Origin of the sequence: uncultured Microbacterium sp. (assembly GCF_937927635.1) — a bacterium.
GTDB lineage: Bacteria > Actinomycetota > Actinomycetes > Actinomycetales > Microbacteriaceae > Microbacterium.
The window spans coordinates 248,676-268,853 of sequence record NZ_CALBRW010000018.1 but is presented as its reverse complement, the minus strand read 5'-3'; the positions used below and the strand labels follow the sequence as shown (position 1 = coordinate 268,853).

The following is a 20,178-nucleotide window of genomic DNA, read 5'->3' as shown; positions in this document are numbered from 1 at the left end:
GACCGATCTGCAGAAGCGTCAGCGAGGCTATGGCTAAGAAAGACGGTGTCATCGAGATCGAGGGCGTCGTGTCCGAGGCTCTGCCCAATGCGATGTTCCGCGTTGAGCTCAGCAACGGCCACAAGGTTCTGGCGACGATCTCAGGAAAGATGCGGCAGAACTACATCCGCATCATCCCCGAGGACCGCGTGGTCGTGGAGCTCTCGCCCTACGACCTGACCCGTGGCCGCATCGTCTACCGCTACCGCTGATCGGTCGAGAAGTAACACCCCGGGCGCATCTGCGCCCGCACGGTGAGGACAGCGAACAGGAAACATCATGAAGGTCAACCCCAGCGTCAAGCCCATCTGCGACCACTGCCGCGTGATTCGTCGTCACGGACGCGTCATGGTGATCTGCAAGAGCAACCCGCGCCACAAGCAGCGCCAGGGCTGAGCAGGGGCCGGGTCTGAGGCTTCGGCATCCGGCCCGGCACTGAACAACTCAATATCGAAACACAGGCAGCATCGGATGCCTCTTCGGAGGCGGACACCTCGGGGCGGAGGCCCGGGAACGGATGCTGCTCCACACCTCCACAACACTCCAGGAGATACCGCATGGCACGTCTTGCCGGCGTTGACATCCCGCGCGACAAGCGCGTGGTGATCGCCCTCACCTACATCTACGGCATCGGTCGCACCCGTTCGGTGGAGATCCTCAAGGCCACCGAGATCGACGAGTCGATCCGCGTCAAGGACCTCACCGACGACCAGCTCGTGGCGCTGCGCGACCACATCGAAGGCAACTACAAGGTGGAGGGTGACCTGCGCCGCGAGGTCGCTGCTGACATCCGCCGCAAGGTCGAGATCGGCTCGTACGAGGGCATCCGCCACCGTCGCGGTCTCCCGGTCCGTGGCCAGCGCACCAAGACCAACGCCCGTACCCGCAAGGGCCCGAAGCGCACCGTCGCCGGTAAGAAGAAGGCCCGCTAAGCGGCCAGGGAATAGGAGAACACTTTCATGGCTGCACCCAAGGCCGCCGCGCGCAAGCCGCGCCGCAAGGAGAAGAAGAACATCGCGCTGGGCCAGGCCCACATCAAGTCGACGTTCAACAACACCATCGTCTCGATCACCGACCCGTCCGGCGCTGTCATCAGCTGGGCCTCGTCGGGTGGCGTGGGCTTCAAGGGCTCGCGCAAGTCGACCCCGTACGCCGCCGGCATGGCAGCGGAGTCCGCTGCCCGTCAGGCCGCGGAGCACGGCGTCAAGAAGGTCGACGTCTTCGTGAAGGGTCCGGGTTCGGGCCGCGAGACCGCGATCCGCTCGCTGCAGGCCGCCGGCCTCGAGGTGGGGTCCATCCAGGACGTCACCCCGCAGGCTCACAACGGCTGCCGTCCGCCGAAGCGCCGTCGCGTCTGATCTCGCACGGTGATGCCGGTCCCCACCACGGGGACCGGCATCACCGCCCGCAGAACTCCAAAACTCAAGACCTCACCACACACATGTCATATAGCGGGCATGTGATCGAAAGGAACACATAGTGCTGATTGCACAGCGTCCCACTCTCACCGAGGAAAAGATCTCCGAGAACCGCAGCCGGTTCGTCATCGAGCCGCTGGAGCCCGGTTTCGGATACACGATCGGCAACGCGCTGCGTCGCAGCCTGCTCTCGTCGATCCCCGGCGCGTCCGTCACCACCATTCGCATCGATGGCGTGCTGCACGAGTTCAGCACGATCCCCGGTGTGAAGGAGGACGTGACCGAGATCATCCTCAACATCAAGCAGCTGGTCGTCTCCAGCGAGCGCGACGAGCCCATCACCGCGTACCTGCGCAAGACAGGTGCCGGTGAGGTGACCGCGGCCGACATCTCGGCCCCTGCCGGCGTCGAGGTGCACAACCCCGACCTGGTCATCGCCACGCTCAACGACACCGCTCGCTTCGAGCTGGAGCTCACCATCGAGCGCGGCCGCGGCTACGTGTCGGCGTCGCAGAACCGCAACGAGTACGCCGAGGCCGGTCAGATTCCGGTCGACTCGATCTACTCGCCCGTTCTGAAGGTCGCCTACCGCGTCGACGCCACCCGCGCCGGCGAGCGCACCGACTTCGACAAGCTCGTCCTCGACGTCGAGACGAAGTCGGCGATCAGCCCCCGCGACGCCGTCGCGTCGGCAGCCAAGACCCTCACCGAGCTGTTCGGACTCGCTCGCGAGCTGAACGTCGAGGCCGAGGGCATCGAGATCGGCCCCGCGCCGGTCGAGGCTGTCCTCTCCAGCGAGCTCTCCATGCCGATCGAGGACCTCGATCTGTCGGTGCGCTCGTACAACTGCCTCAAGCGCGAGGGCATCAACACGGTCTCGGAGCTGGTCGCCCTCTCCGAGACGCAGCTGATGAACATCCGCAATTTCGGACAGAAGTCGGTCGACGAGGTGCGCGACAAGCTCGTCTCGCTCGGTCTGTCGCTGAAGGATTCGGTGCCCGGTTTCGACGGCGCCCACTTCTACAGCGCAGGCGAAGACGAGTCCTTCTGAAACCCGACCTTTTCTGACCAGGAAGTCACACGATTATGCCCAAGCCCACTAAGGGTCCCCGCCTCGGAGGCGGCCCCGCCCACGAGCGCCTTCTTCTCGCGAACCTCGCGGCAGCGCTCTTCACCCACAAGTCGATCAAGACGACCGAGACCAAGGCGAAGCGCCTGCGTCCGCTGGCCGAGCGCCTCATCACGCTCGGCAAGCGCGGCGACCTGCACGCCCGTCGTCGTGCGCTGACCGTCCTGCGCTCCAACAAGGACGCCGCGCACATCCTCTTCAACGAGATCGCGCCGCTGGTGGCCGACCGCGAGGGCGGCTACACCCGCATCACGAAGGTCGGCAACCGCAAGGGCGACAACGCTCCCATGGCCGTGATCGAGCTCGTCCTCGAGCCCGTCACCCCCAAGGTGAAGAAGTCGGCCGCCAAGCCCGCAGCCAAGGCCGAGAAGCCCGCCAAGGCCGCGAAGGTCGAGGAGGCTCCCGCGGAGGAGACCGCCGCTCCGGCCGCTCTCGTCGATGGCGGCTTCGGTGAGGACTCCGCCGCTCCCCTCGAGGACGGCTCCGCTCCCGAGGGCTTCGACATCAAGGGCAACAAGGACTCCATGAAGTTCCACCGCCCCGGTGGCCAGTGGTACGACGCGACCGTCGCAGAGGTGTGGTTCCGCACCGCTGAGGCCGCCGAGGCCGCCGGCTTCGTCGAGGCCGGCAAGTAAGCCGCAGCGACAGCTCGCGAAAGAGCCCGCCACCCCGTCAGGGGCGGCGGGCTCTTTCGCGTCCGGTGCGGATGCCGGCGTCGGCGGATGCCGGAGGCGACAGCCTCAGGCCCGCACGCGCAGATCCTTGCGGAGGATCTTGCCGGAGCTGGACTTGGGGATGACGTCGATGAACTCGACGATGCGCACCTTCTCGTGCGGCGCCACGCGGGAGGCGACGAAATCCATCACGTCATCGGCGGACAGCTCGGCGCCGGCCTGACGCACGACGAAGGCCTTCGGCACCTCCTGCCCGTCGGCGTCGTTCGCGCCGATGACCGCGGCATCCGCGATCTGCGGATGCTCCAGCAGCACCGCCTCCAGGATGGCCGGGGCCACCTGGTAGCCCTTGTACTTGATGAGCTCCTTGAGCCGGTCGACGATCCGGAAGATGCCGTCCGACGTGACCGTGGCCATGTCCCCGGTGTGCAGCCAGCCGTCGGCATCCAGCATCTCGGCCGTCGCCTCGGGGCGCTTGAGGTAGCCGACCATCACCTGCGGTCCTCGGACCCACAGCTCGCCGGGCACGCTCGTGCCCGATGCGGGCGCCTCGACGTCCGCGCCGGTGTCGGGGTCGACCAGGCGCGCCTCGGTGTTCGGGATCAGCGGACCGATCGACGACTTGTCGATGCCGTCGACGCCTGCGGGGATGATGTTGACCGCCGGGCTGGTCTCGGTCATCCCGTAGCCCTGCACGACCTCGCAGTCCAGGCGCTTCGCGACGGCCGCGGCCAGTGCGCCATCCAGCGGCGCCGCGCCCGAGAAGATCACCTTGATGGCCGACAGGTCGTACTGATCGACGACGGGATGCTTGGCCAGCGCAACGGCGATCGGCGGCGCGATGAAGACCCAGGTGGTGCGGTGCTCCTGGATGATGCGCAGGAACTCCAGCAGATCGAACTTGGGCATGGTGACGAGCCCTGCGCGCCGGCGCAGCGCGAAGTTCAGCAGCACGGTCATGCCATAGATGTGGAAGAACGGCAGCACGGCCAGCAGGCGGTCCTCCGGGCCGATGTCGGTGGTCGGGATCACCTGCGCGACGTTGGCGATGAGGTTGCGGTGTGTGAGCATCACGCCCTTCGGGCGCCCGGTGGTACCCGAGGAGTACGGCAGCACGGCCAGGTGGGTGGCCGGATCGAACGTGACATCCGGGGCCGGGTGCCCCTCGCCGAGCAGATCGCGCAGGCTCGGGTGCCCCTCGGCGCCATCGAGCACGAGGAGGTGATCGGCGGGAAGCCCGAGCCGCTCGGCGGCGGCCTGAGCGTGCGGGAGCAGCGGGGAGACCGTGACGAGCCAGGATGCCTCGGCATCCTGCATCTGGTTCACGATCTCGTCCGCCGTGTACAGGGAGTTGATGGTCGTGGCGGTCGCGCCCGCGCGCAGGATGCCGTGGAAGACCGTCGCGAACGCGGGCACGTTCGGGCACAGCACGGCGACGGCGTCGCCCACTCCGATGCCCCTGGCCGCCAGTGCCCCGGCGAACAGTCCGATCTGGCCGACGAGTTGGCGATAGGTGGTCTCCGCACCTGAGGCGCCGTCGACGATGGCGACGCGGTCCAGCGTCTGCTCATCGAGATCTGCGAAGAGGTAGTCGTAGATCGAGACGTTCGGTATCTCGACATCCGGGTAGGCGCTGTGGAACATGTGATCTCCTTCGATCGATCGCCCGTGTCAGGCATACGGGCGGTTCTGGGAGTCAGTCTCGCACAGTCTGGGACACAGTCGCAGTGGTGCTGAGCGGCTCATTCGCGCGGTAGCGCGTGCTGGGCCGGCCCTTGGTGGCGTAATCCAGCCACCGGAGTGCGCGGCCCGTGCTCGCGAGGTGCTCGAGATAGCGGCGGGCGCTGACCCGTGAGATCGACAGCGCTTCGCCGAGCTCCGCTGCGGAGGCGTCCGGAAGTCGGATGAGCGCGGTGGAGACGCGCTCGAGCGTCTCGGCGCTCAGTCCCTTCGGCAGGCCGGCCCTGCGGCGGAACGCGAGGATGGCGTCCGCGGCCTCCACACGACGGACCACGTCGTGCAGCTCGGTGTGATCGCGCAGGAGCAGCGTCGACTCCGCGGCGGCTCCCTCCACGCGGGCGCCGGTGCCGCGGGCGACGAGCACGCTGCTGCCGATGATCACGGGCCGGCCCGCATCCTCACCGTCACGGAGCACCGACAGCAGCTCCTCATCGAGGACGCTCGAGGCGTGGGTGCCGGTCAGCTCCGCGGCATCCACTCCCAGCAGCCGCGCCGCGGCGTCGTTGGCGAGAGTGATGATGCCATCGGCGTCGACCGTGATCACGCCCTCGCTGAGCCGGTGCAGCGTGGTCTCCTGGTTGCGCACCAGCGCCGTGATCTCATGCGGTTCGAGTCGGTGGATGCGACGCCGGATGACCGAGGTCACCCACGCTGAGCCGAAGACTCCGAGCACCACGGCGCCGAGCATCGCTCCGATGATCCAGAACAGGTATCCGGTGAACTCGCCGACGCCTTCTGATTCGAGGATGCCGATGGACACCGTCCCGATCACTGTCGACTCGTCCGAGAAGATGGGCACCTTGACCCGCCACGACGGCCCCAGGGTGCCGGTCTGGGTGCCCATGTAGATCTCGCCGGCGAGCGGGATGGAGGGGTCGGTGGAGACGCGCTCGCCGATGCGCGATGGATTGGGGTGCGAGTAGCGGATGCCGTCGGCGTCGGCGACCACGACGTAGGTGAGATCGGAGGCGCGGCGGATGGCCTCGGCGAGCGGCTGGATGGTCGCAGGCGGGTCGGCATCGTCCATGGCCGCGCGGATGGCCGGCATCGACGCGATGGACTGGGCGACCGCCAGCATCCTGTCCTCGTATGCGTCGCGCACGGTGTGGGCCTGGATGAGACCGGCTGTGACACCGGCGATGAGCGTGACGACCGCGACGATGAGCGCCTGCAGCAGGATCAGCTGCACCCGCAGCGTCATCCCGCCGCCGTGCGTGCGCGGGGACGCGTGCTTCATCATCGAGGTCACCCGACCATTCTCCCCTGTGCGCGCGAGGGGCGGGAACCGGTCTGGACGGCATCTGCGACCAATACTTTCCTAACGCGACCAATGGTTTCCGAAGCGCGGCCAGGCAGGGCGGACTGCATAGCGTGGCGTCATCCCTACACCGCTCAAGGAGGAGCGAATGAAGAAATCACGCAGTGCCCTCATCGCGATCGCGGCCGTCGGCGCGCTCACCCTCGCCGGATGCTCGGCGCAGTCCACCGGTGACAAATCGGACGCCGCGGCGGGAGACTCCGCCTCGTCGTTCAAGGACGTCTCGATCATCGTCCCCGCCGACCCCGGCGGCGGCTGGGACCAGACCGGTCGCACGATGGCGAAGGTCCTCACGGAGCAGGACGTCGTCGGCTCGGCGCCGGTGACCAACGTCGGCGGCGCCGGCGGCACGATCGGCCTCGCGCAGCTGGCCAACGTCAAGGACCCCGCCACGCTCATGGTCAACGGCCTGGTCATGGTCGGCGCCATCGAGACCAACGGCTCGAAGGTGCGCCTGGAGGACACCACCCCCATCGCGCGACTGACGGATGAGCCGCTCGTGGTGGTCGTCCCCGCCGACTCGAAGTACAAGGACCTGAAGGATCTCGTCGAGGACATCGTGGCCAAGGGGCAGGCGGTCACCGTCACCGGCGGGTCCGCCGGCGGCGCGGACCACATCCTCGCGGGCCTCCTGCTGGATGCCGCGGGCGTCGCCGCCGCGGACATCCCCGCCAAGCTGAACTACACGCCCAACTCCGGCGGTGGGGAGGCGGTCTCGCTGATCCTGGGCGGGAAGGTCGCCGCCGGCATCTCCGGCGTCGGCGAGTTCCAGCAGCACATCGAGGCGGGCAAGATGCGCGCGCTCGCCGTCTCCAGCGAGAAGCCGGTCGCGCAGCTGCCGGACGTGCCCACCATCACCGACGCGGGCTACGACGTCGTGCTGACCAACTGGCGCGGCGTCATCGCGCCGGGGGGCATCTCCGACGCGGATCGTGCGGAGCTGGAGCGCATCGTCACGGAGATGCACGACTCGGATCAGTGGAAGAAGGAGCTGGAGACCAAGGGCTGGGCAGATGCCTTCCTCACGGGATCCGAGCTGGACGCGTTCGTGACGCAGAACATCTCCGACGTCACCGCCACGCTGAAGAACATCGGACTGATCTGACATGACCGCCCCGCTCATCGGGGCGAAAGGGCGGGCCGAGGAGACTCGGCCCGCCCCACGGGTTCCCGTCGGGGAACTCGTCTTCGCCCTGCTCATGCTCGTCGTCGGCGTCCTCGCGCTGATCGGCGCCTTCGGCATCCATGTGCCGGTCGGCATCCAGGTCGGCCCGACCGTGTTCCCGATCGCGGTCTCCGTGCTGCTCATCGCCGTCGCCGCCTCCGTGGTCGTGACCGTGCTGCGCGGTCATCGCGCGGAACCCGACGACGGCGAGGACATCGACCCCGACGCGAAGACGGATTGGCTCACGCTCGCCAAGATCGTGGGCGCGCTGATCGTGCACATGCTGCTGATCGACGCCATCGGATGGGCACCCGCCGCCGCCGTGCTGTTCGGCCTGGTGGCGTGGAGCCTCGGCGCCAGGCGCTGGTGGCTCGGATTCCTGATCGGACTGGTCGTCGCGCTGGCCGTGCAGATCGTGTTCGGCGGGATGCTGGGACTCTCACTGCCCTGGGGGCCGGCGTTCGGCTGGCTGGGAGGGATGTTCTGATGGACAGCTGGAGTCTGCTCCTGGAGGGCTTCGCCACGGCCCTGCAGCCCGAATACCTGATCTGGGCGTTCGTCGGCGTCTTCATCGGCACCGCCGTGGGCGTGCTGCCCGGCATCGGCCCCGCCATGACCGTGGCGCTGCTGCTGCCGCTGACCTACACGCTGGACGCGACGGCCGCCATCATCACCTTCGCCGGCATCTACTACGGCGGCATGTACGGCGGCTCGACCACCAGCATCCTGCTGAACACGCCAGGTGAATCGGCGTCCATCGTCACGGCCATAGAAGGCAACAAGATGGCGAAGGTCGGCCGCGGTGCTGCTGCGCTGGCGACGGCGGCCATCGGGTCGTTCGTGGCCGGCACCATCGCCACCGTCGGACTGACGCTGCTGGCGCCGATCCTGGCCGACTTCGCCGTCTCACTGGGGCCCGCGGACAAGCTGGCGCTGATCGTGGTCGCCTTCATCACCGTCGGCGCGCTGATGGGCAAGTCCGTCTCCCGCGGTGTCCTGTCGCTGGCCATCGGCCTGTTCATCGGACTCATCGGCACGGACATGCTGTCCGGGCAGCAGCGGTACACGCTGGGGATCCCGGAGCTGGGCGAGGGCATCAGCGTGGTGCTGGTCGCCGTCGGGCTGTTCGCCGTGGGGGAGACGCTGTACGTCGCCTCCCGGCTGCGGCACGGCGGTGTCGACGTGATCCCGGTCACCAAGGGCTGGCGCACCTGGATGACGAAGGAGGACTGGCGCCGCTCCTGGCGTCCCTGGCTGCGCGGCACGGCGATCGGCTTCCCGATCGGCACCATCCCCGCCGGTGGTGCGGATGTCGCGACATTCCTCTCCTACGCGACCGAGCGCAAGCTCTCCAAGCGCAAGGACGAGTTCGGTCGCGGGGCCATCGAGGGCGTGGCGGGGCCTGAGGCCGCCAACAACGCCGCCGCCGCCGGAGTGCTGGTGCCGCTGCTGACGCTGGGGCTTCCCACCACGGCCACGGCTGCGATCATCCTGTTCGCGTTCCAGTCCTACGGCATCCAGCCCGGCCCCCAGCTGTTCAGCAATCAACCCGCGCTGGTGTGGGCGCTGGTGGCGAGCCTGTACCTCGGCAACCTCATCCTCATCGTGCTGAACCTGCCTCTGGTGGGCATGTGGGTGAAGCTGCTGCAGATCCCGCGACCGTATCTGTACGCCGGCATCCTCATGTTCGCGGCGTTCGGCGCGTATGCGATCAGGTTCAACATCGCCGACGTCATCATCCTGCTGGTGATCGGCGTGCTGGGCTACTTCATGCGCAGGTTCGGCGTGCCGGTTGCACCGCTGGTGGTCGGCATGATCCTCGGGCCGATGGGAGAGGCGGAGATGCGCAAGGCGCTCCAGCTGAGCCAGGGCGACCTGTCCACGCTCGTCATGCAGCCCTTCGCGGCGGCGGCGTACGGAGTGCTCGTGGTGCTGATCCTCGGCGCGCTGTGGCTGCGCCGGCGGCAGCACCGCTACGAGCAGCATCTGACCGAGACGATCGCGGTGCCGATCCTCGCGGATCAGGAGGTCGAGCGCTAGAGCGCCGCCATGGGTGCGGGGCCCTCGGGATAGTCTGTTCTCGTGCACGAGGAACAGGCCCTGACCCGAGGGCCTCGGGCCTACCTCGGCTTCGTGATCATCGGCCTCACAGCCGGCCTCCTGTCGGGACTGTTCGGGGTGGGCGGCGGCACGGTCATCGTGCCGATGCTGGTGCTGATGATGGGCTTCGACCAGCGCCGGGCGGCGGGCACGTCGTTGACGGCCATCGTCCCCACGGCGACGGTGGGGGTCATCTCGTACGCAGCCTCGGGATCGGTGGCGTGGGTCGCGGCTCTTCTCCTCGCAGCGGGGGCCGTCGTCGGTGCGCAGATCGGATCGCGGCTCATGCCGCGCATCTCGCAGCGCGCGCTGCGCTGGGGTTTCGTGGTCTTCCTGCTGGTCGTGCTCGTGAGCCTGTTCGTGGTCATCCCGTCCCGCGAGTCGGTGTTCCACCTCACCTGGCTCAACGGCGTCGGGCTGGTGCTGGTGGGCATGCTCACCGGGGTCGTCGCCGGGCTCATCGGCGTCGGCGGCGGCGTGATCATCGTCCCCGCGCTCATGGTGGTCTTCGGCACCAGCGACCTGGTGGCCAAGGGTACCTCGCTGATGATGATGATCCCCACCGCGGTGTCGGGCACCATCGGCAACCTGCGCCATCGCAACGTCGACCTGGTGGGCGCCGGGATCATCGGACTCTCGGCCTGCACCATGACCGCGCTCGGGGCGTGGCTGGCCACCCTCCTCGACCCCGTCAGCGCAAACGTGCTGTTCGCGGTGTACATCGTCGCCATCGCCGTCCAGATGGGCATCAAGGCCCTCCGCACCCGCTGAGAATCCCCGGTCGGCACGGCGGGACGCGCATCGGGCGCCCCGGATAGGATCGAGAGGTGCCCGTGAACAACGATCTGGTCGGCCGGGAGTTCCCGCCGACGGCCCCCTACCTCGTCGGCCGCGAGAAGGTGCGCGAGTTCGCGCGCGCGGTCTTCGCCGACGCCCCGCAGCACACCGACGTCGAGGCCGCTCGCGCGGCCGGCTACGCCGACGTGGTGGCGCCGCCCACCTTCGCGATGGTCATCCAGGACCTCACGCTGCAGCAGCTGCTGGCCGAGCCCGACTCCGGCATCGTGCTGGCGCGCACCATCCACGCGGAGCAGCGTTTCACGTACTCCCGCCCCATCGTCGCCGGCGACGAGCTCACCGCGCAGCTGGTCGTCACCGGCATCCGGGCGCTGGGCGGCAACTCCATGATCACCAGCGACGCGACCATCACCGACGCCACCGGCGAGCACGTCGTGACCGCCACCAGCGTGCTGCTGGTGGGCGCGGGGGAGGACTCCTGATGAGCGATTTCACCGTGGGCGACGTCATCGCCGAGCGCACCGTGCACCTGACCCGCGAATCGCTGGTGCGCTACGCCGGAGCATCCGGCGACTTCAACCCCATCCACTACCGCGACGACGTCGCCGTCTCGGTGGGCCTGCCCGGCGTGCTCGCGCACGGGATGCTGACCATGGGCCTGGCATCCTCCGTCGTTCTGGCGGCGCTCCCCGCCGACGTGCGTCTGATCGACTACGGCGTGCGGTTCACCAAGCCAGTGCTCGTCGACCCGCAGGACGGCGCCGATGTGCACGTGCTGGCCAAGGTCGGCGCGGCCGACGAGACCTCCGCGCGCATCGACCTCACCGTGAAGGCCGCCGAGACCACCGTGCTCGTCAAGGCGCAGCTGCGGGTCGCGCTCTGAGATGACGGACACTGAGATCACGCCGATCCCGCTGCGGCAGCTGACCACGCTGCGCACCGGGGCCGCACCCGAGCGGATGCTGGATGCCCCCACCACCGCGCAGCTGATCGAGGCGCTGCACGAGGCGTGGGCGACGGGTGAGGACTGGTTCGTGCTGGGCGGCGGGTCGAACCTGTTCGTCGGCGACGAGCCGTTCGAGGGCACCGTGATCCGCATCCTCACCACCGGCATCGAAGAGCTGCCCTCCCCGCACGAGGGCAGGATCCGCCTGCGCGTGCAGGCCGGTCACAGCTGGGACGACGTCGTGGCGTACGCGGTCGAGCGCGGTTACGCCGGCATCGAGGCCATGAGCGGCATCCCCGGCACGGTCGGCGCCGCGCCCGTGCAGAACGTGGGTGCGTACGGGCAGGAGATCCAGGAGACCCTGGTCGAGGTGGAACTCATCGACGAGGGCGCGGACGTCCCGGTCGTCGTTCCCGCCGCCGAGCTGGGGCTGGGCTTCCGCACCTCCGTGCTCAAGCACCATTACGGCAGCGAGCAGGAGCGCCGGGCCGTGATCACCTCGGTGACGCTGGATCTGGCGATCACCGGACCTGCAGGACGGGTGGTGCGGGGTGAGCAGCTGCGACGCGCGCTGGGACTTACGGACTTCGAGCCGGTGCCGCTGGAATGGCTGCGCACCCGCATCCTCGCCACTCGCGCGGCGAAGGGGATGCTGCTGAACGACGGCGACCCCGATACGCACAGCGCCGGATCGTTCTTCCAGAACGCCATCGTGCCCGAGCACGTGGCCCGCACGCTGCCGGCCGAGTGCCCGCGGTGGCCCGTCGAGCCCGACCTGGACACCCTCACCGTCATCCCCCTGGAGGACTACTACGGCCTGGCGCCGCGCACCGAGCGCCCGGAGGGGATGGTCAAGGTCAGCTCGGCGTGGCTCATCGAGCACTCCGGCATCGGCAAGGGCTTCAAGCTGCCGCGCTCGCGTGCGTCGATCTCCACCAAGCACGCGCTCGCGCTCACCAACCGCGGCGGCGCGAATGCCGCCGAGCTCAGCGAGCTGGCCCGGTTCATTCAGAGCCGGGTGCACGCCGAATTCGGGCTCGTGCTGCAGCCCGAGCCCGTGCTGGTGGGCGTGGAGCTGTAGCGTCCGGCATCCGCTCTGCGTACACTCGCGGGATGACCGCACCCATTCCGTACCTGCTGTTCCCCGGTGACGCGGCGGAGGCGCTGCAGAACTATGCAGCCGTCTTCGGCTGCGAGCTGACAATGTTCACCTACGCGCAGGCCGGCCGCACGGACGGTCCCGGAGAGGCGATCGCGCACGGGATGCTGCAGGGCGGCCCCGTCGATCTGGCCGGGGCGGATGCCGCCGAAGGCGAGCCCTCGGTCGTCATGACCGGGATGTTCCTGTCACTGCTGGGCACGGCGGATGCCGTGACGCTGAGCTCGTGGTTCGACGCGCTCGCCGAGGGCGGCGAGGTCATCGACCCCCTGCAGCAGCGGCCGTGGGGAGACCACGACGGCACTCTGATCGACCGGCACGGCGTGCGCTGGCTGATCGGCTACCAGGGCTGAACGCGCCGAGACCCCTCCTGACTGTCGAAACCCCTCGTGAATCGCGTCATTCACGAGGGGTTTCGGCGAAAAGGATCAGGAGGCGAACAGGCGCTGCAGGCGCTGCACGCCCTCCAGCAGCTGGTCGTCGCCCAGCGCGTACGACATGCGGATGTAGCCGGACGGGCCGAAGGCCTCGCCGGGGACGACCGCGACCTCGGCCTGGTCCAGGATCAGGTCGGCCAGCTCCAGCGAGGTGGTGGGCGTCACGCCGCCCCAGGTGCGACCCAGCAGGCCCTGCACGTCGGGGTAGACGTAGAACGCGCCGTGCGGGGTGGGCACGTGCATCCCCTCGATCTTGGACAGCTCTGCGACGATCAGACGGCGACGGCGGTCGAAGGCCTGCCGCATCTGCTCGGCCTCGTCCTGCGGGCCGTTCAGCGCGGCGATGGCGCCGCGCTGCGCGACGTTGTTGACGTTGCTGGAGAGGTGCGACTGCAGGTTGCCGGCGATCTTGATGGCGTCGGCGGGGCCGACCATCCAGCCCACCCGCCAGCCGGTCATGGCGTAGGTCTTGGCCACGCCGTTGACGAGGATGGTCTGGTTCGCCGCCTCGGGCAGCGCCTGCACGATCGAGGTCGCCTTCACTCCGTCGTAGGTGAGGTTCTGGTAGATCTCGTCGGAGATGATCCAGATGCCGTGCTCGACGGCCCACTCGGCGATGGCCTTCGTCTCCTCGGCGGTGTACACCGAGCCGGTCGGGTTGGATGGCGAGACGAACACCAGCACGGTGGTGCGGTCGGTGCGCGCGGCCTCGAGCTGCGCGACGGTGACCTTGTAGTCCTGGTCGGCGCCGGCGAAGACCTCCACCGGGATGCCGTCGGCCAGGCGGATCGCCTCGGGGTAGGTGGTCCAGTACGGCGCAGGCAGCAGCACCTCGTCACCCGGGTTGATCACGGCCTGGAACGACTGGTAGACCGACTGCTTGCCGCCGTTGGTGACGATGATCTGGCTGGGGGAGACCTCCAGCCCGGAGTCGCGCAGCGTCTTCGCGGCGATGGCCTCGCGCAGCGCGGGCAGGCCGGGTGCGGGCGTGTAACGGTAATTGGCGGGATCTGCCAGGGCCACGGCCGCAGCGTCCACGATGAACTGCGGGGTGGCGAAGTCGGGCTCGCCGGCGGCATAGGAGATGACGGGCTTGCCCTCGGCCTTGAGGGCCTTGGCCTTGGCATCCACCTTCAGGGTGGCGGACTCGGCGATGGCGGAGAGCTTGCGGGAGAGAGGTGCGCGTTCGATCACGCCTCAATCGTACGCGGGCGCGCCCGCGCGCGTGCGGTCAGCAGGAGTCGGCGAAGCGGCGGAACGGATGCTGCGGATCGGAGACGTCGACGAGCACCGTCGCATCGTCGTGCGGCTCCTCGCTGCCGGCCAGCAGCCACACGCTGAAGTGCCACATGCCGCGGCGTGTGGCATCCAGCAGCCCCTCGTCGCCGGCCACGATCAGCACGGCGTCCGCACCGGCATCGCGGAACGGCGCCACCACCCGCGAGCGCAGGGTGTCGGCATCCGGCGCGTTCGGCGTGACCGCGGTGGTCGAGATCTGCCGTTCGGCGAAGGCGGCGGACAGCGCCGTCGCGAAGGCGGTCGAGCGCTCTGCATCCGGGCTCGACACCGCCAGCAGGCGGGAGCCGTGCGCGTAGGAGCGCAGGAACTCATCGACGATTTCGGACAGCAGAGACGACTCAGCGGACATGTTTCCAGGCTACGCCGCGGTACGACACCGGGCTCGGCGACCGGGTGAGTCCCTGAGCGTCGAAGGGCCATCAGCGCTCGACGAGGATGCCGTCCTCGTCGGCATACAACCGGGCACCGGGACGGAAGACGACCCCGCCGAACTCGACGGGCACGTCCACCTCGCCCAGGCCCTCCTTGGCGCTCTTGCGCGGATTGGTCCCCAGGGCCTTGACACCCAGCGACATCCCGCGCAGCGCCACGCTGTCGCGCACGCAGCCGTGGATCACGACGCCTGCCCAGCCGGCATCCACCGCGCTCTGCGCGATCATGTCGCCCATCAGAGCGGTCTGCAGGGACCCGGCGCCGTCGATGACCAGCACCGCGCCGTCGCCGGGCGTGGCCAGCAGCTGCTTGACCAGGGCGTTGTCCTGGAAGCAGCGCACGGTGCGGACGGGGCCCTCGAACTGCGTGACCGCGCCGAACGAGCGCAGCTGCAGGGGGAGGGACTGCAGGTTCTCACCGTGCAGGTCGTAGAGGTCGGCGGTGGCGATCATGGGGTCTCCTGAAGGGTGCGGGTTGGGGGCGTTGCGACAGGCTCAGGGACGTCGAAACCCCTCACCACCGTCGAGACCCCTCGTGAATGACGCGATTCACGAGGGGTTTCGACAGGCAGGAGGGGTCTCGGGGACCCTGAGCCTGTCGAAGGGTCGAAACGACCGGAGATGATCAGCTGAACTGGTTCATGGTGTTGTCCTTGCCGCCGGCCTTCAGTGCGGCATCCCCGGCGAAGTACTCCTTGTGGTTGTCGCCGATGTCGGAACCCGCCATGTTCTGGTGCTTGACCGTGGCGATGCCCCCGCGGATCTCGCGGCGCTGCACGTCGCGGACGTAGGTCAGCATGCCCTCGTCGCCGAAGTAGCCCTTGGCCAGGTCGTCGGTCGACAGGGCTGCGGTGTGGTACGTCGGCAGCGTGATCAGGTGGTGGAAGATACCCGCGCGGGCCGAGCTGTCGCGCTGGAAGGTGCGGATGCGCTCATCGGCCTGCCGCGCCAGCTCGGTGTCGTCGTACTCGACGCTCATCAGCCTGTCGCGGTCGTAGCCCGAGACGTCCTCGCCCAGCTCGGCGAGCGCGTCGTAGGCCTGCTGGCGGAAGTTCAGCGTCCAGTTGAATGACGGGCTGTTGTTGTAGACCAGCTTGGCGTTCGGCACGGCCTCGCGGATGCGGTCGACCATGCCGGCGATCTGCGCGATGTGCGGCTTCTCGGTCTCGATCCACAGCAGGTCGGCGCCGCCGCGCAGCGAGGTGATGCAGTCCAGCACCACGCGGTCCTCGCCGGTGCCCCTGCGGAACTGGTACAGGTTGCTGGCCAGGCGCTTGGGGCGCAGCAGCTTGCCCTCGCGACGGATGACGAGATCGCCGTCGGACAGGTCGGCCTCGCTGATCTCCTCGACATCCAGGAAGGAGTTGTACTGGTCGCCCAGGTCGCCGGGGACGGAGGAGACGGCGATCTTCTGCGTGAGGCCGGCGCCGAGGGAGTCGGTGCGGGCGACGATGATGCCGTTGTCGATGCCGAGCTCGAGGAACGCGTAGCGGACCGCGTTGATCTTGGCGAGGAAGTCCTCGTGCGGCACGGTGACCTTGCCATCCTGGTGACCGCACTGCTTCTCGTCCGAGACCTGGTTCTCGATCTGGATGGCGCAGGCGCCGGCCTCGATCATCTTCTTCGCCAGCAGGTACGTCGCCTCGGGGTTGCCGAAGCCGGCGTCGATGTCGGCGATGATCGGCACCACGTGGGTCTCGAAGCTGTCGATCTGCGACTGGGCGAACTCCGCGGCGGTGTCGTCGCCGGCGGCGCGGGCCTCGTCGAGCTGGGTGAACAGCAGGTCCAGCTCGCGGGCATCCGCCTGCCGCAGGAAGGAGTAGAGCTCGCGGATCAGCGCTGGGACGACCGTCTTCTCGTGCATGGACTGGTCGGGCAGCGGGCCGAACTCGGAGCGGAGGGCGGCGACCATCCACCCGGACAGGTAGAGGTAGCGCTTGTTCGTCGTCTTCAGGTGCTTCTTGATGGAGATGAGCTTCTGCTGGCCGAAGAAGCCGTGCCAGACGCCGAGCGACTGGGTGTACACCGACGAGTCGGCGTCGTACTCGGCCATGTCGCGGCGCATGATGTCGGCGGTGTACTGCGCGATGTCCAGACCCGTGCGGAAGCGGTTCTGCGCCCGCATGCGTGCGGCGGATTCGGGGTCGATGGCGTTCCAGCCGGGGCCGGCGGCGTCCTTCAGCTCCTGGATGGCGGCGATGTCGTCCTGGTAGTCAGTCATGAGATGTCCTCTTCGGGGATCGGGGATGGTCAGTCGGTCAGGAAGCGCGCGTACGCGGGCAGTGTCAGGAAGGCGGGGAACTCGGGCTGCAGGGCCGCCTCGCGGAACAGCTCCGCGGCGTCGTCGAACCGGTCGCCCTCGGTCCGCTCGGTCTGCGCGAGCATGTCGCCGATCAGGCGCTCGACGTACTCGACGGTGATCAGGTCGCCCTCCTCGGTGCGGCGGTCCTGATGGATCCACTGCCACACCTGCGAGCGGCTGATCTCGGCGGTCGCGGCGTCCTCCATGAGGTCGTCGATGGCCACGGCGCCCAGGCCGCGCAGCCACGCCTCGATGTAGCGGATGGCCACGGAGACGTTCTCGCGCACGCCCTTCTCGGTGATGGGGCGGCCGATGCGCAGGTCCAGCAGCTGAGCCGCCGTCACGTGCACGTCGTCACGCTGCCGGTCCAACTGGTGCGGCTTCTCGCCCAGCACGGCGTCGAACTCGGCCTGCGCGGCCGGGATGAGGTCGGGGTGGGCCACCCAGGTGCCGTCGAAGCCGTCGCCGGCCTCGCGGCGCTTGTCGGCGGCCACCTTCTCCAGCGCCCGCTCGGTGACCTCGGGGCTGCGGCGGTTGGGGATGAACGCGCTCATGCCGCCGATGGCGTAAGCACCGCGCTGGTGGCAGGTCTTCACCAGCAGCTCGGTGTAGGCCCGCATGAACGGCACCGTCATGGTGACCTCGCTGCGGTCGGGGAGCACGAAGCGCGCACCGCGGCCGCGGTAGTTCTTGATGATCGAGAAGATGTAGTCCCAGCGGCCGGCGTTCAGACCCGCGCAGTGATCGCGCAGCTCGTACAGGATCTCGTCCATCTCGAAGGCCGCGGGCAGAGTCTCGATCAGCACCGTGGCGCGGATGGTGCCGTGCTCGATGCCCAGGTACTCCTCGCTGAAGGAGAACACGTCGTTCCACAGCCGGGCCTCCTCGCTGGACTCGAGCTTGGCCAGGTAGAAGTACGGTCCGCGGCCGGAGTCGATCAGCGCCTTCGCGTTGTGGAAGAAGTACAGCCCGAAGTCGGTCAGGGAACCGGATGCCGGCAGCACCCGACCCGTGCGGTCGGTGAACTCGATGTGCTTCTCGCTCAGGTGCCAGCCGCGGGGCCGCATCACGATGGTGGGCGTGCGCTCGGCCGTGACCCGGTACTCCTTGCCCTCCGGACTGGTGTACGACAGCTCACCGCGGATGGCGTCGCGCAGTGACAGCTGGCCGCCGATGACGTTGCGCCAGGTGGGGCTGGTGGCGTCCTCCTGGTCGGCCAACCACACCTTCGCGCCGGAGTTCAGCGCGTTGATGGTCATCTTCGGGTCGGTGGGTCCGGTGATCTCCACGCGGCGGTCCTCGAGCCCCGGGCCGGCGCCTGCGACGCGCCAGTCGGCGTCCTCGCGGATGTGCGCGGTGTCATCGCGGAAGTGCGGGTCGTGGCCGTTGCCGATCTCGAAGCGGCGGCGCATCCGGTCGGCGAGACGGTCGTGGCGGCGGCCGGCGAAGCGGTGGTGCAGCTCGGCGAGGAAGGCGATGGCCTCCGGCGTGAGGATCTCTTCGAACCGCTCGTCCAGTGGACCGGTGATGCGGATGGCGGGGCCCGCGGTCGCGACGGTGTCGACGATCCTGATCGGGGCGGTCCGTGTGGCAGTGGCGATGCTCATGATCTGTCTCCTCCGTGAGATGGGATGCCGGGGTGGCTTGGGTTCAACTCTGCGTGAAGTTCCAACGTCCCTATGACCAAATCGGGGGAGAAGTTTTGTTGAATTTCTGTTTTTGTGACACACTGCTGCGATGACCCACACGGACGTGGAAGAAGAATCCGACGCGCTGATCATCGGCAGGCGCATCCGTCAGCTGCGCACCGCGCAGGGGATGACGCTCGAGGAGCTCGCCTCTCGCATCGGGCGTGCGCCCAGTCAGCTGTCCATGTTCGAGACCGGCAAACGAGAGCCCAAGCTCACGCTGCTGCAGGGCATCGCCCGTGCGCTGGACACCACGATCGATGCACTGCTGGAGGGCGAACCGCTCGACGAGCGCAGCACCATGGAGATCGCGCTGGAGCGCGCCATGAAGGGGCAGACCTTCCAGACCCTGGGCATCTCGCCGTTCCGCATCGGCAAGTCGCTCTCGTCCGAGGCGCTCGCCGCGCTGCTGGCGCTGCACGGAGAGATCGAGCGGCTGCGCGACGAGCGTGCGGCCACCCCCGAGGAGGCCCGGCGCGCCAACGTGGAGCTGCGGCACCTCATGCGCCGCCAGGACAACTACTTCGCCGACCTGGAGGCGAAGGCCGCCGAGATCCTCGCGGCCGTGAAGCATCCGGGCGGGCCGATCACCCAGCGCACGGCATCCGAGATCGCCGCCCACCTGGGGTTCACCCTGCACTACGCGGCCGACCTGCCGCAGTCCACGCGCAGCGTGGCGGATCTCGCCAACGGCAGGCTGTACCTCTCGCGCAGCATCCCGGCCAAGGGCGACGCCCGCACGGCGGTGCTGCAGGCGCTCTCCAGTCGCATCCTCGGCCACGGCGAGCCGCGCAGCTATGCGGAGTTCCTGCGCCAGCGCGTGGAGACCAACTACCTCACCGGCGCCATCCTCGTTCCCGCGGCGCACGTCGTGCCGGTGCTGAAGGAGGCGAAGGCCCGCCGGGCCATCTCCATCGAGGACCTGCGCGACGCGTACTCGGTGTCGTACGAGACCGCCGCGCACCGGTTCACGAATCTCGCCACCCGGCATCTGGACATCCCGGTGCACTTCCTGAAGGTGCACGAGTCCGGCACCATCACCAAGGCGTACGAGAACGACGACGTGAACTTCCCGACCGACCGACTGGGCTCCATCGAGGGGCAGATGTGCTGCCGACGCTGGACCAGCCGCGAGGTGTTCGAGGTGGAGGACCGCTTCAACCCGTACTACCAGTACACCGACACCGGCAACGGCACCTACTGGTGCACGGCCCGCGTCGAACCATCCAGCGAGGGCCTGCACTCGGTGAGCGTGGGCGTGCGGTTCGACGACACCAAGTGGTTCGTGGGCCGCGACACCACCAACCGAGGCGTCTCCAAGCACTCCGTGGAGACCTGCTGCCGCCGTGCGCCTGCAGAGCTCGAGGCGCGCTGGCGCGATCAGGCCTGGCCGAACGTGCGCACTCCGCGCACACTGCTGGCCACCCTGCCGACGGGGGCGTTCCCGGGCGTGGACACCACCGACATGTACGAGTTCCTCGAGGCGCACGCCCCGCGCTGAACCAGGTCGGCGGCGCTGCGGAAGGCCGGCGTCA

General features: G+C 68.6%; 22 protein-coding genes. 15 read left to right on the top strand and 7 right to left on the bottom strand.

The window, feature by feature from the left end:
* Nucleotides 1-29: 29 nt before the first annotated feature.
* The 6 genes from infA (at nt 30) to rplQ (ending at nt 3,221) form a co-directional block, all read left to right on the top strand.
* Entirely contained in the window at nt 30-251 is a 222-nt protein-coding gene (gene infA, locus Q0568_RS09735; RefSeq protein ID WP_018171468.1) for a translation initiation factor IF-1, read from the top strand.
* A gap of 67 nt (nt 252-318) precedes the next feature.
* Nucleotides 319-435, top strand: coding sequence for a 50S ribosomal protein L36 (gene rpmJ / locus Q0568_RS09730; protein ID WP_071644008.1), 117 nt, complete (start codon nt 319-321; stop codon nt 433-435).
* A 161-nt stretch (nt 436-596) separates the two neighbouring features.
* Entirely contained in the window at nt 597-971 is a 375-nt protein-coding gene (gene rpsM, locus Q0568_RS09725) for a 30S ribosomal protein S13 (protein WP_116241763.1), read from the top strand.
* A gap of 27 nt (nt 972-998) precedes the next feature.
* The gene (rpsK, locus tag Q0568_RS09720) at nt 999-1,397 is read left to right on the top strand and encodes a 30S ribosomal protein S11 (RefSeq protein WP_071644012.1); all 399 of its coding nucleotides are present in this window, start codon (nt 999-1,001) and stop codon (nt 1,395-1,397) included.
* A 121-nt stretch (nt 1,398-1,518) separates the two neighbouring features.
* A complete protein-coding gene (locus tag Q0568_RS09715; protein WP_298865801.1) occupies nt 1,519-2,508 on the top strand; it encodes a DNA-directed RNA polymerase subunit alpha in 990 nt (329 codons plus the stop codon).
* 35 nt (nt 2,509-2,543) lie between these two features.
* Nucleotides 2,544-3,221, top strand: coding sequence for a 50S ribosomal protein L17 (gene rplQ / locus Q0568_RS09710; RefSeq protein ID WP_298865799.1), 678 nt, complete (start codon nt 2,544-2,546; stop codon nt 3,219-3,221).
* A 105-nt stretch (nt 3,222-3,326) separates the two neighbouring features.
* Here the strand turns inward: rplQ and Q0568_RS09705 are convergent, their stop codons facing one another.
* The gene (locus tag Q0568_RS09705) at nt 3,327-4,904 is read right to left on the bottom strand and encodes an AMP-binding protein (RefSeq protein WP_298865797.1); all 1,578 of its coding nucleotides are present in this window, start codon (nt 4,902-4,904) and stop codon (nt 3,327-3,329) included.
* A gap of 52 nt (nt 4,905-4,956) precedes the next feature.
* Entirely contained in the window at nt 4,957-6,240 is a 1,284-nt protein-coding gene (locus tag Q0568_RS09700; RefSeq protein ID WP_298866037.1) for a PAS domain-containing protein, read from the bottom strand.
* A 166-nt stretch (nt 6,241-6,406) separates the two neighbouring features.
* Here Q0568_RS09700 and Q0568_RS09695 point away from each other — a divergent pair, with 166 nt between their 5' ends.
* From Q0568_RS09695 to Q0568_RS09660, 8 genes are read left to right on the top strand one after another with little or no spacing between them, the layout of a single operon-like run.
* Entirely contained in the window at nt 6,407-7,423 is a 1,017-nt protein-coding gene (locus Q0568_RS09695; protein WP_298865795.1) for a tripartite tricarboxylate transporter substrate binding protein, read from the top strand.
* 1 nt (nt 7,424) lies between these two features.
* Nucleotides 7,425-7,970 (top strand): tripartite tricarboxylate transporter TctB family protein, encoded by a 546-nt coding sequence (locus Q0568_RS09690; RefSeq protein ID WP_298865793.1) that lies wholly within the window; start codon nt 7,425-7,427, stop codon nt 7,968-7,970.
* Nucleotides 7,970-9,523, top strand: a complete 1,554-nt coding sequence (locus Q0568_RS09685; protein ID WP_298865791.1) for a tripartite tricarboxylate transporter permease — start codon at nt 7,970-7,972, stop codon at nt 9,521-9,523. The genes Q0568_RS09690 and Q0568_RS09685 overlap by 1 nt, the downstream gene beginning before the upstream one ends.
* A 42-nt stretch (nt 9,524-9,565) precedes the next feature.
* Complete coding sequence (locus tag Q0568_RS09680) at nt 9,566-10,354, top strand: sulfite exporter TauE/SafE family protein (RefSeq protein ID WP_298865789.1); 789 nt, start codon at nt 9,566-9,568, stop codon at nt 10,352-10,354.
* A 56-nt stretch (nt 10,355-10,410) separates the two neighbouring features.
* Nucleotides 10,411-10,863 (top strand): MaoC family dehydratase N-terminal domain-containing protein, encoded by a 453-nt coding sequence (locus Q0568_RS09675; protein WP_298865788.1) that lies wholly within the window; start codon nt 10,411-10,413, stop codon nt 10,861-10,863.
* Complete coding sequence (locus tag Q0568_RS09670) at nt 10,863-11,264, top strand: MaoC/PaaZ C-terminal domain-containing protein (RefSeq protein ID WP_298865786.1); 402 nt, start codon at nt 10,863-10,865, stop codon at nt 11,262-11,264. Before Q0568_RS09675 ends, Q0568_RS09670 begins: the two co-directional genes overlap by 1 nt.
* 1 nt (nt 11,265) lies before the next feature.
* Nucleotides 11,266-12,408, top strand: coding sequence for a UDP-N-acetylmuramate dehydrogenase (locus tag Q0568_RS09665; protein ID WP_298865784.1), 1,143 nt, complete (start codon nt 11,266-11,268; stop codon nt 12,406-12,408).
* 32 nt (nt 12,409-12,440) lie between these two features.
* Nucleotides 12,441-12,839, top strand: coding sequence for a VOC family protein (locus tag Q0568_RS09660; protein WP_298865782.1), 399 nt, complete (start codon nt 12,441-12,443; stop codon nt 12,837-12,839).
* Nucleotides 12,840-12,914: 75 nt separating this feature from the next.
* Here the strand turns inward: Q0568_RS09660 and Q0568_RS09655 are convergent, their stop codons facing one another.
* The 5 genes from Q0568_RS09655 to aceB all read right to left on the bottom strand — a co-directional run bounded on the left by Q0568_RS09655 (nt 12,915) and on the right by aceB (nt 18,562).
* Nucleotides 12,915-14,117 carry a pyridoxal phosphate-dependent aminotransferase gene (locus Q0568_RS09655; RefSeq protein ID WP_298865780.1) on the bottom strand — a complete coding sequence of 401 codons (1,203 nt, stop codon included), beginning with the start codon at nt 14,115-14,117 and terminating at the stop codon, nt 12,915-12,917.
* A 37-nt stretch (nt 14,118-14,154) separates the two neighbouring features.
* Complete coding sequence (locus tag Q0568_RS09650; protein WP_298865779.1) at nt 14,155-14,571, bottom strand: hypothetical protein; 417 nt, start codon at nt 14,569-14,571, stop codon at nt 14,155-14,157.
* A gap of 70 nt (nt 14,572-14,641) precedes the next feature.
* Nucleotides 14,642-15,106: a ribonuclease E activity regulator RraA gene (gene rraA / locus Q0568_RS09645; protein WP_298865777.1), complete on the bottom strand. Its 465-nt coding sequence runs from the start codon at nt 15,104-15,106 to the stop codon at nt 14,642-14,644.
* 172 nt (nt 15,107-15,278) lie between these two features.
* The gene (locus Q0568_RS09640) at nt 15,279-16,874 is read right to left on the bottom strand and encodes an isocitrate lyase (RefSeq protein WP_298865774.1); all 1,596 of its coding nucleotides are present in this window, start codon (nt 16,872-16,874) and stop codon (nt 15,279-15,281) included.
* Between the two features lie 29 nt (nt 16,875-16,903).
* The gene (gene aceB, locus Q0568_RS09635) at nt 16,904-18,562 is read right to left on the bottom strand and encodes a malate synthase A (protein ID WP_298865772.1); all 1,659 of its coding nucleotides are present in this window, start codon (nt 18,560-18,562) and stop codon (nt 16,904-16,906) included.
* A 130-nt stretch (nt 18,563-18,692) separates the two neighbouring features.
* Here aceB and Q0568_RS09630 point away from each other — a divergent pair, with 130 nt between their 5' ends.
* Nucleotides 18,693-20,144 (top strand): helix-turn-helix transcriptional regulator, encoded by a 1,452-nt coding sequence (locus Q0568_RS09630; RefSeq protein WP_298865770.1) that lies wholly within the window; start codon nt 18,693-18,695, stop codon nt 20,142-20,144.
* The last annotated feature ends 34 nt before the right edge of the window (nt 20,145-20,178 follow it).

Coding starts and splice junctions, on each gene's coding strand:
- aceB (WP_298865772.1), bottom strand. CDS start 18,562: ATGAGCATCGCCACTGCCACACGGACCGCCCCGATCAGGATCGTCGAC.
- rplQ (WP_298865799.1), top strand. CDS start 2,544: ATGCCCAAGCCCACTAAGGGTCCCCGCCTCGGAGGCGGCCCCGCCCAC.
- Q0568_RS09650 (WP_298865779.1), bottom strand. CDS start 14,571: ATGTCCGCTGAGTCGTCTCTGCTGTCCGAAATCGTCGATGAGTTCCTG.
- Q0568_RS09670 (WP_298865786.1), top strand. CDS start 10,863: ATGAGCGATTTCACCGTGGGCGACGTCATCGCCGAGCGCACCGTGCAC.
- infA (WP_018171468.1), top strand. CDS start 30: ATGGCTAAGAAAGACGGTGTCATCGAGATCGAGGGCGTCGTGTCCGAG.
- Q0568_RS09660 (WP_298865782.1), top strand. CDS start 12,441: ATGACCGCACCCATTCCGTACCTGCTGTTCCCCGGTGACGCGGCGGAG.
- Q0568_RS09640 (WP_298865774.1), bottom strand. CDS start 16,874: ATGACTGACTACCAGGACGACATCGCCGCCATCCAGGAGCTGAAGGAC.
- rpmJ (WP_071644008.1), top strand. CDS start 319: ATGAAGGTCAACCCCAGCGTCAAGCCCATCTGCGACCACTGCCGCGTG.
- Q0568_RS09700 (WP_298866037.1), bottom strand. CDS start 6,240: ATGATGAAGCACGCGTCCCCGCGCACGCACGGCGGCGGGATGACGCTG.
- Q0568_RS09685 (WP_298865791.1), top strand. CDS start 7,970: ATGGACAGCTGGAGTCTGCTCCTGGAGGGCTTCGCCACGGCCCTGCAG.
- Q0568_RS09690 (WP_298865793.1), top strand. CDS start 7,425: ATGACCGCCCCGCTCATCGGGGCGAAAGGGCGGGCCGAGGAGACTCGG.
- rpsK (WP_071644012.1), top strand. CDS start 999: ATGGCTGCACCCAAGGCCGCCGCGCGCAAGCCGCGCCGCAAGGAGAAG.
- Q0568_RS09695 (WP_298865795.1), top strand. CDS start 6,407: ATGAAGAAATCACGCAGTGCCCTCATCGCGATCGCGGCCGTCGGCGCG.
- Q0568_RS09665 (WP_298865784.1), top strand. CDS start 11,266: ATGACGGACACTGAGATCACGCCGATCCCGCTGCGGCAGCTGACCACG.
- Q0568_RS09705 (WP_298865797.1), bottom strand. CDS start 4,904: ATGTTCCACAGCGCCTACCCGGATGTCGAGATACCGAACGTCTCGATC.
- rpsM (WP_116241763.1), top strand. CDS start 597: ATGGCACGTCTTGCCGGCGTTGACATCCCGCGCGACAAGCGCGTGGTG.
- Q0568_RS09630 (WP_298865770.1), top strand. CDS start 18,693: ATGACCCACACGGACGTGGAAGAAGAATCCGACGCGCTGATCATCGGC.
- rraA (WP_298865777.1), bottom strand. CDS start 15,106: ATGATCGCCACCGCCGACCTCTACGACCTGCACGGTGAGAACCTGCAG.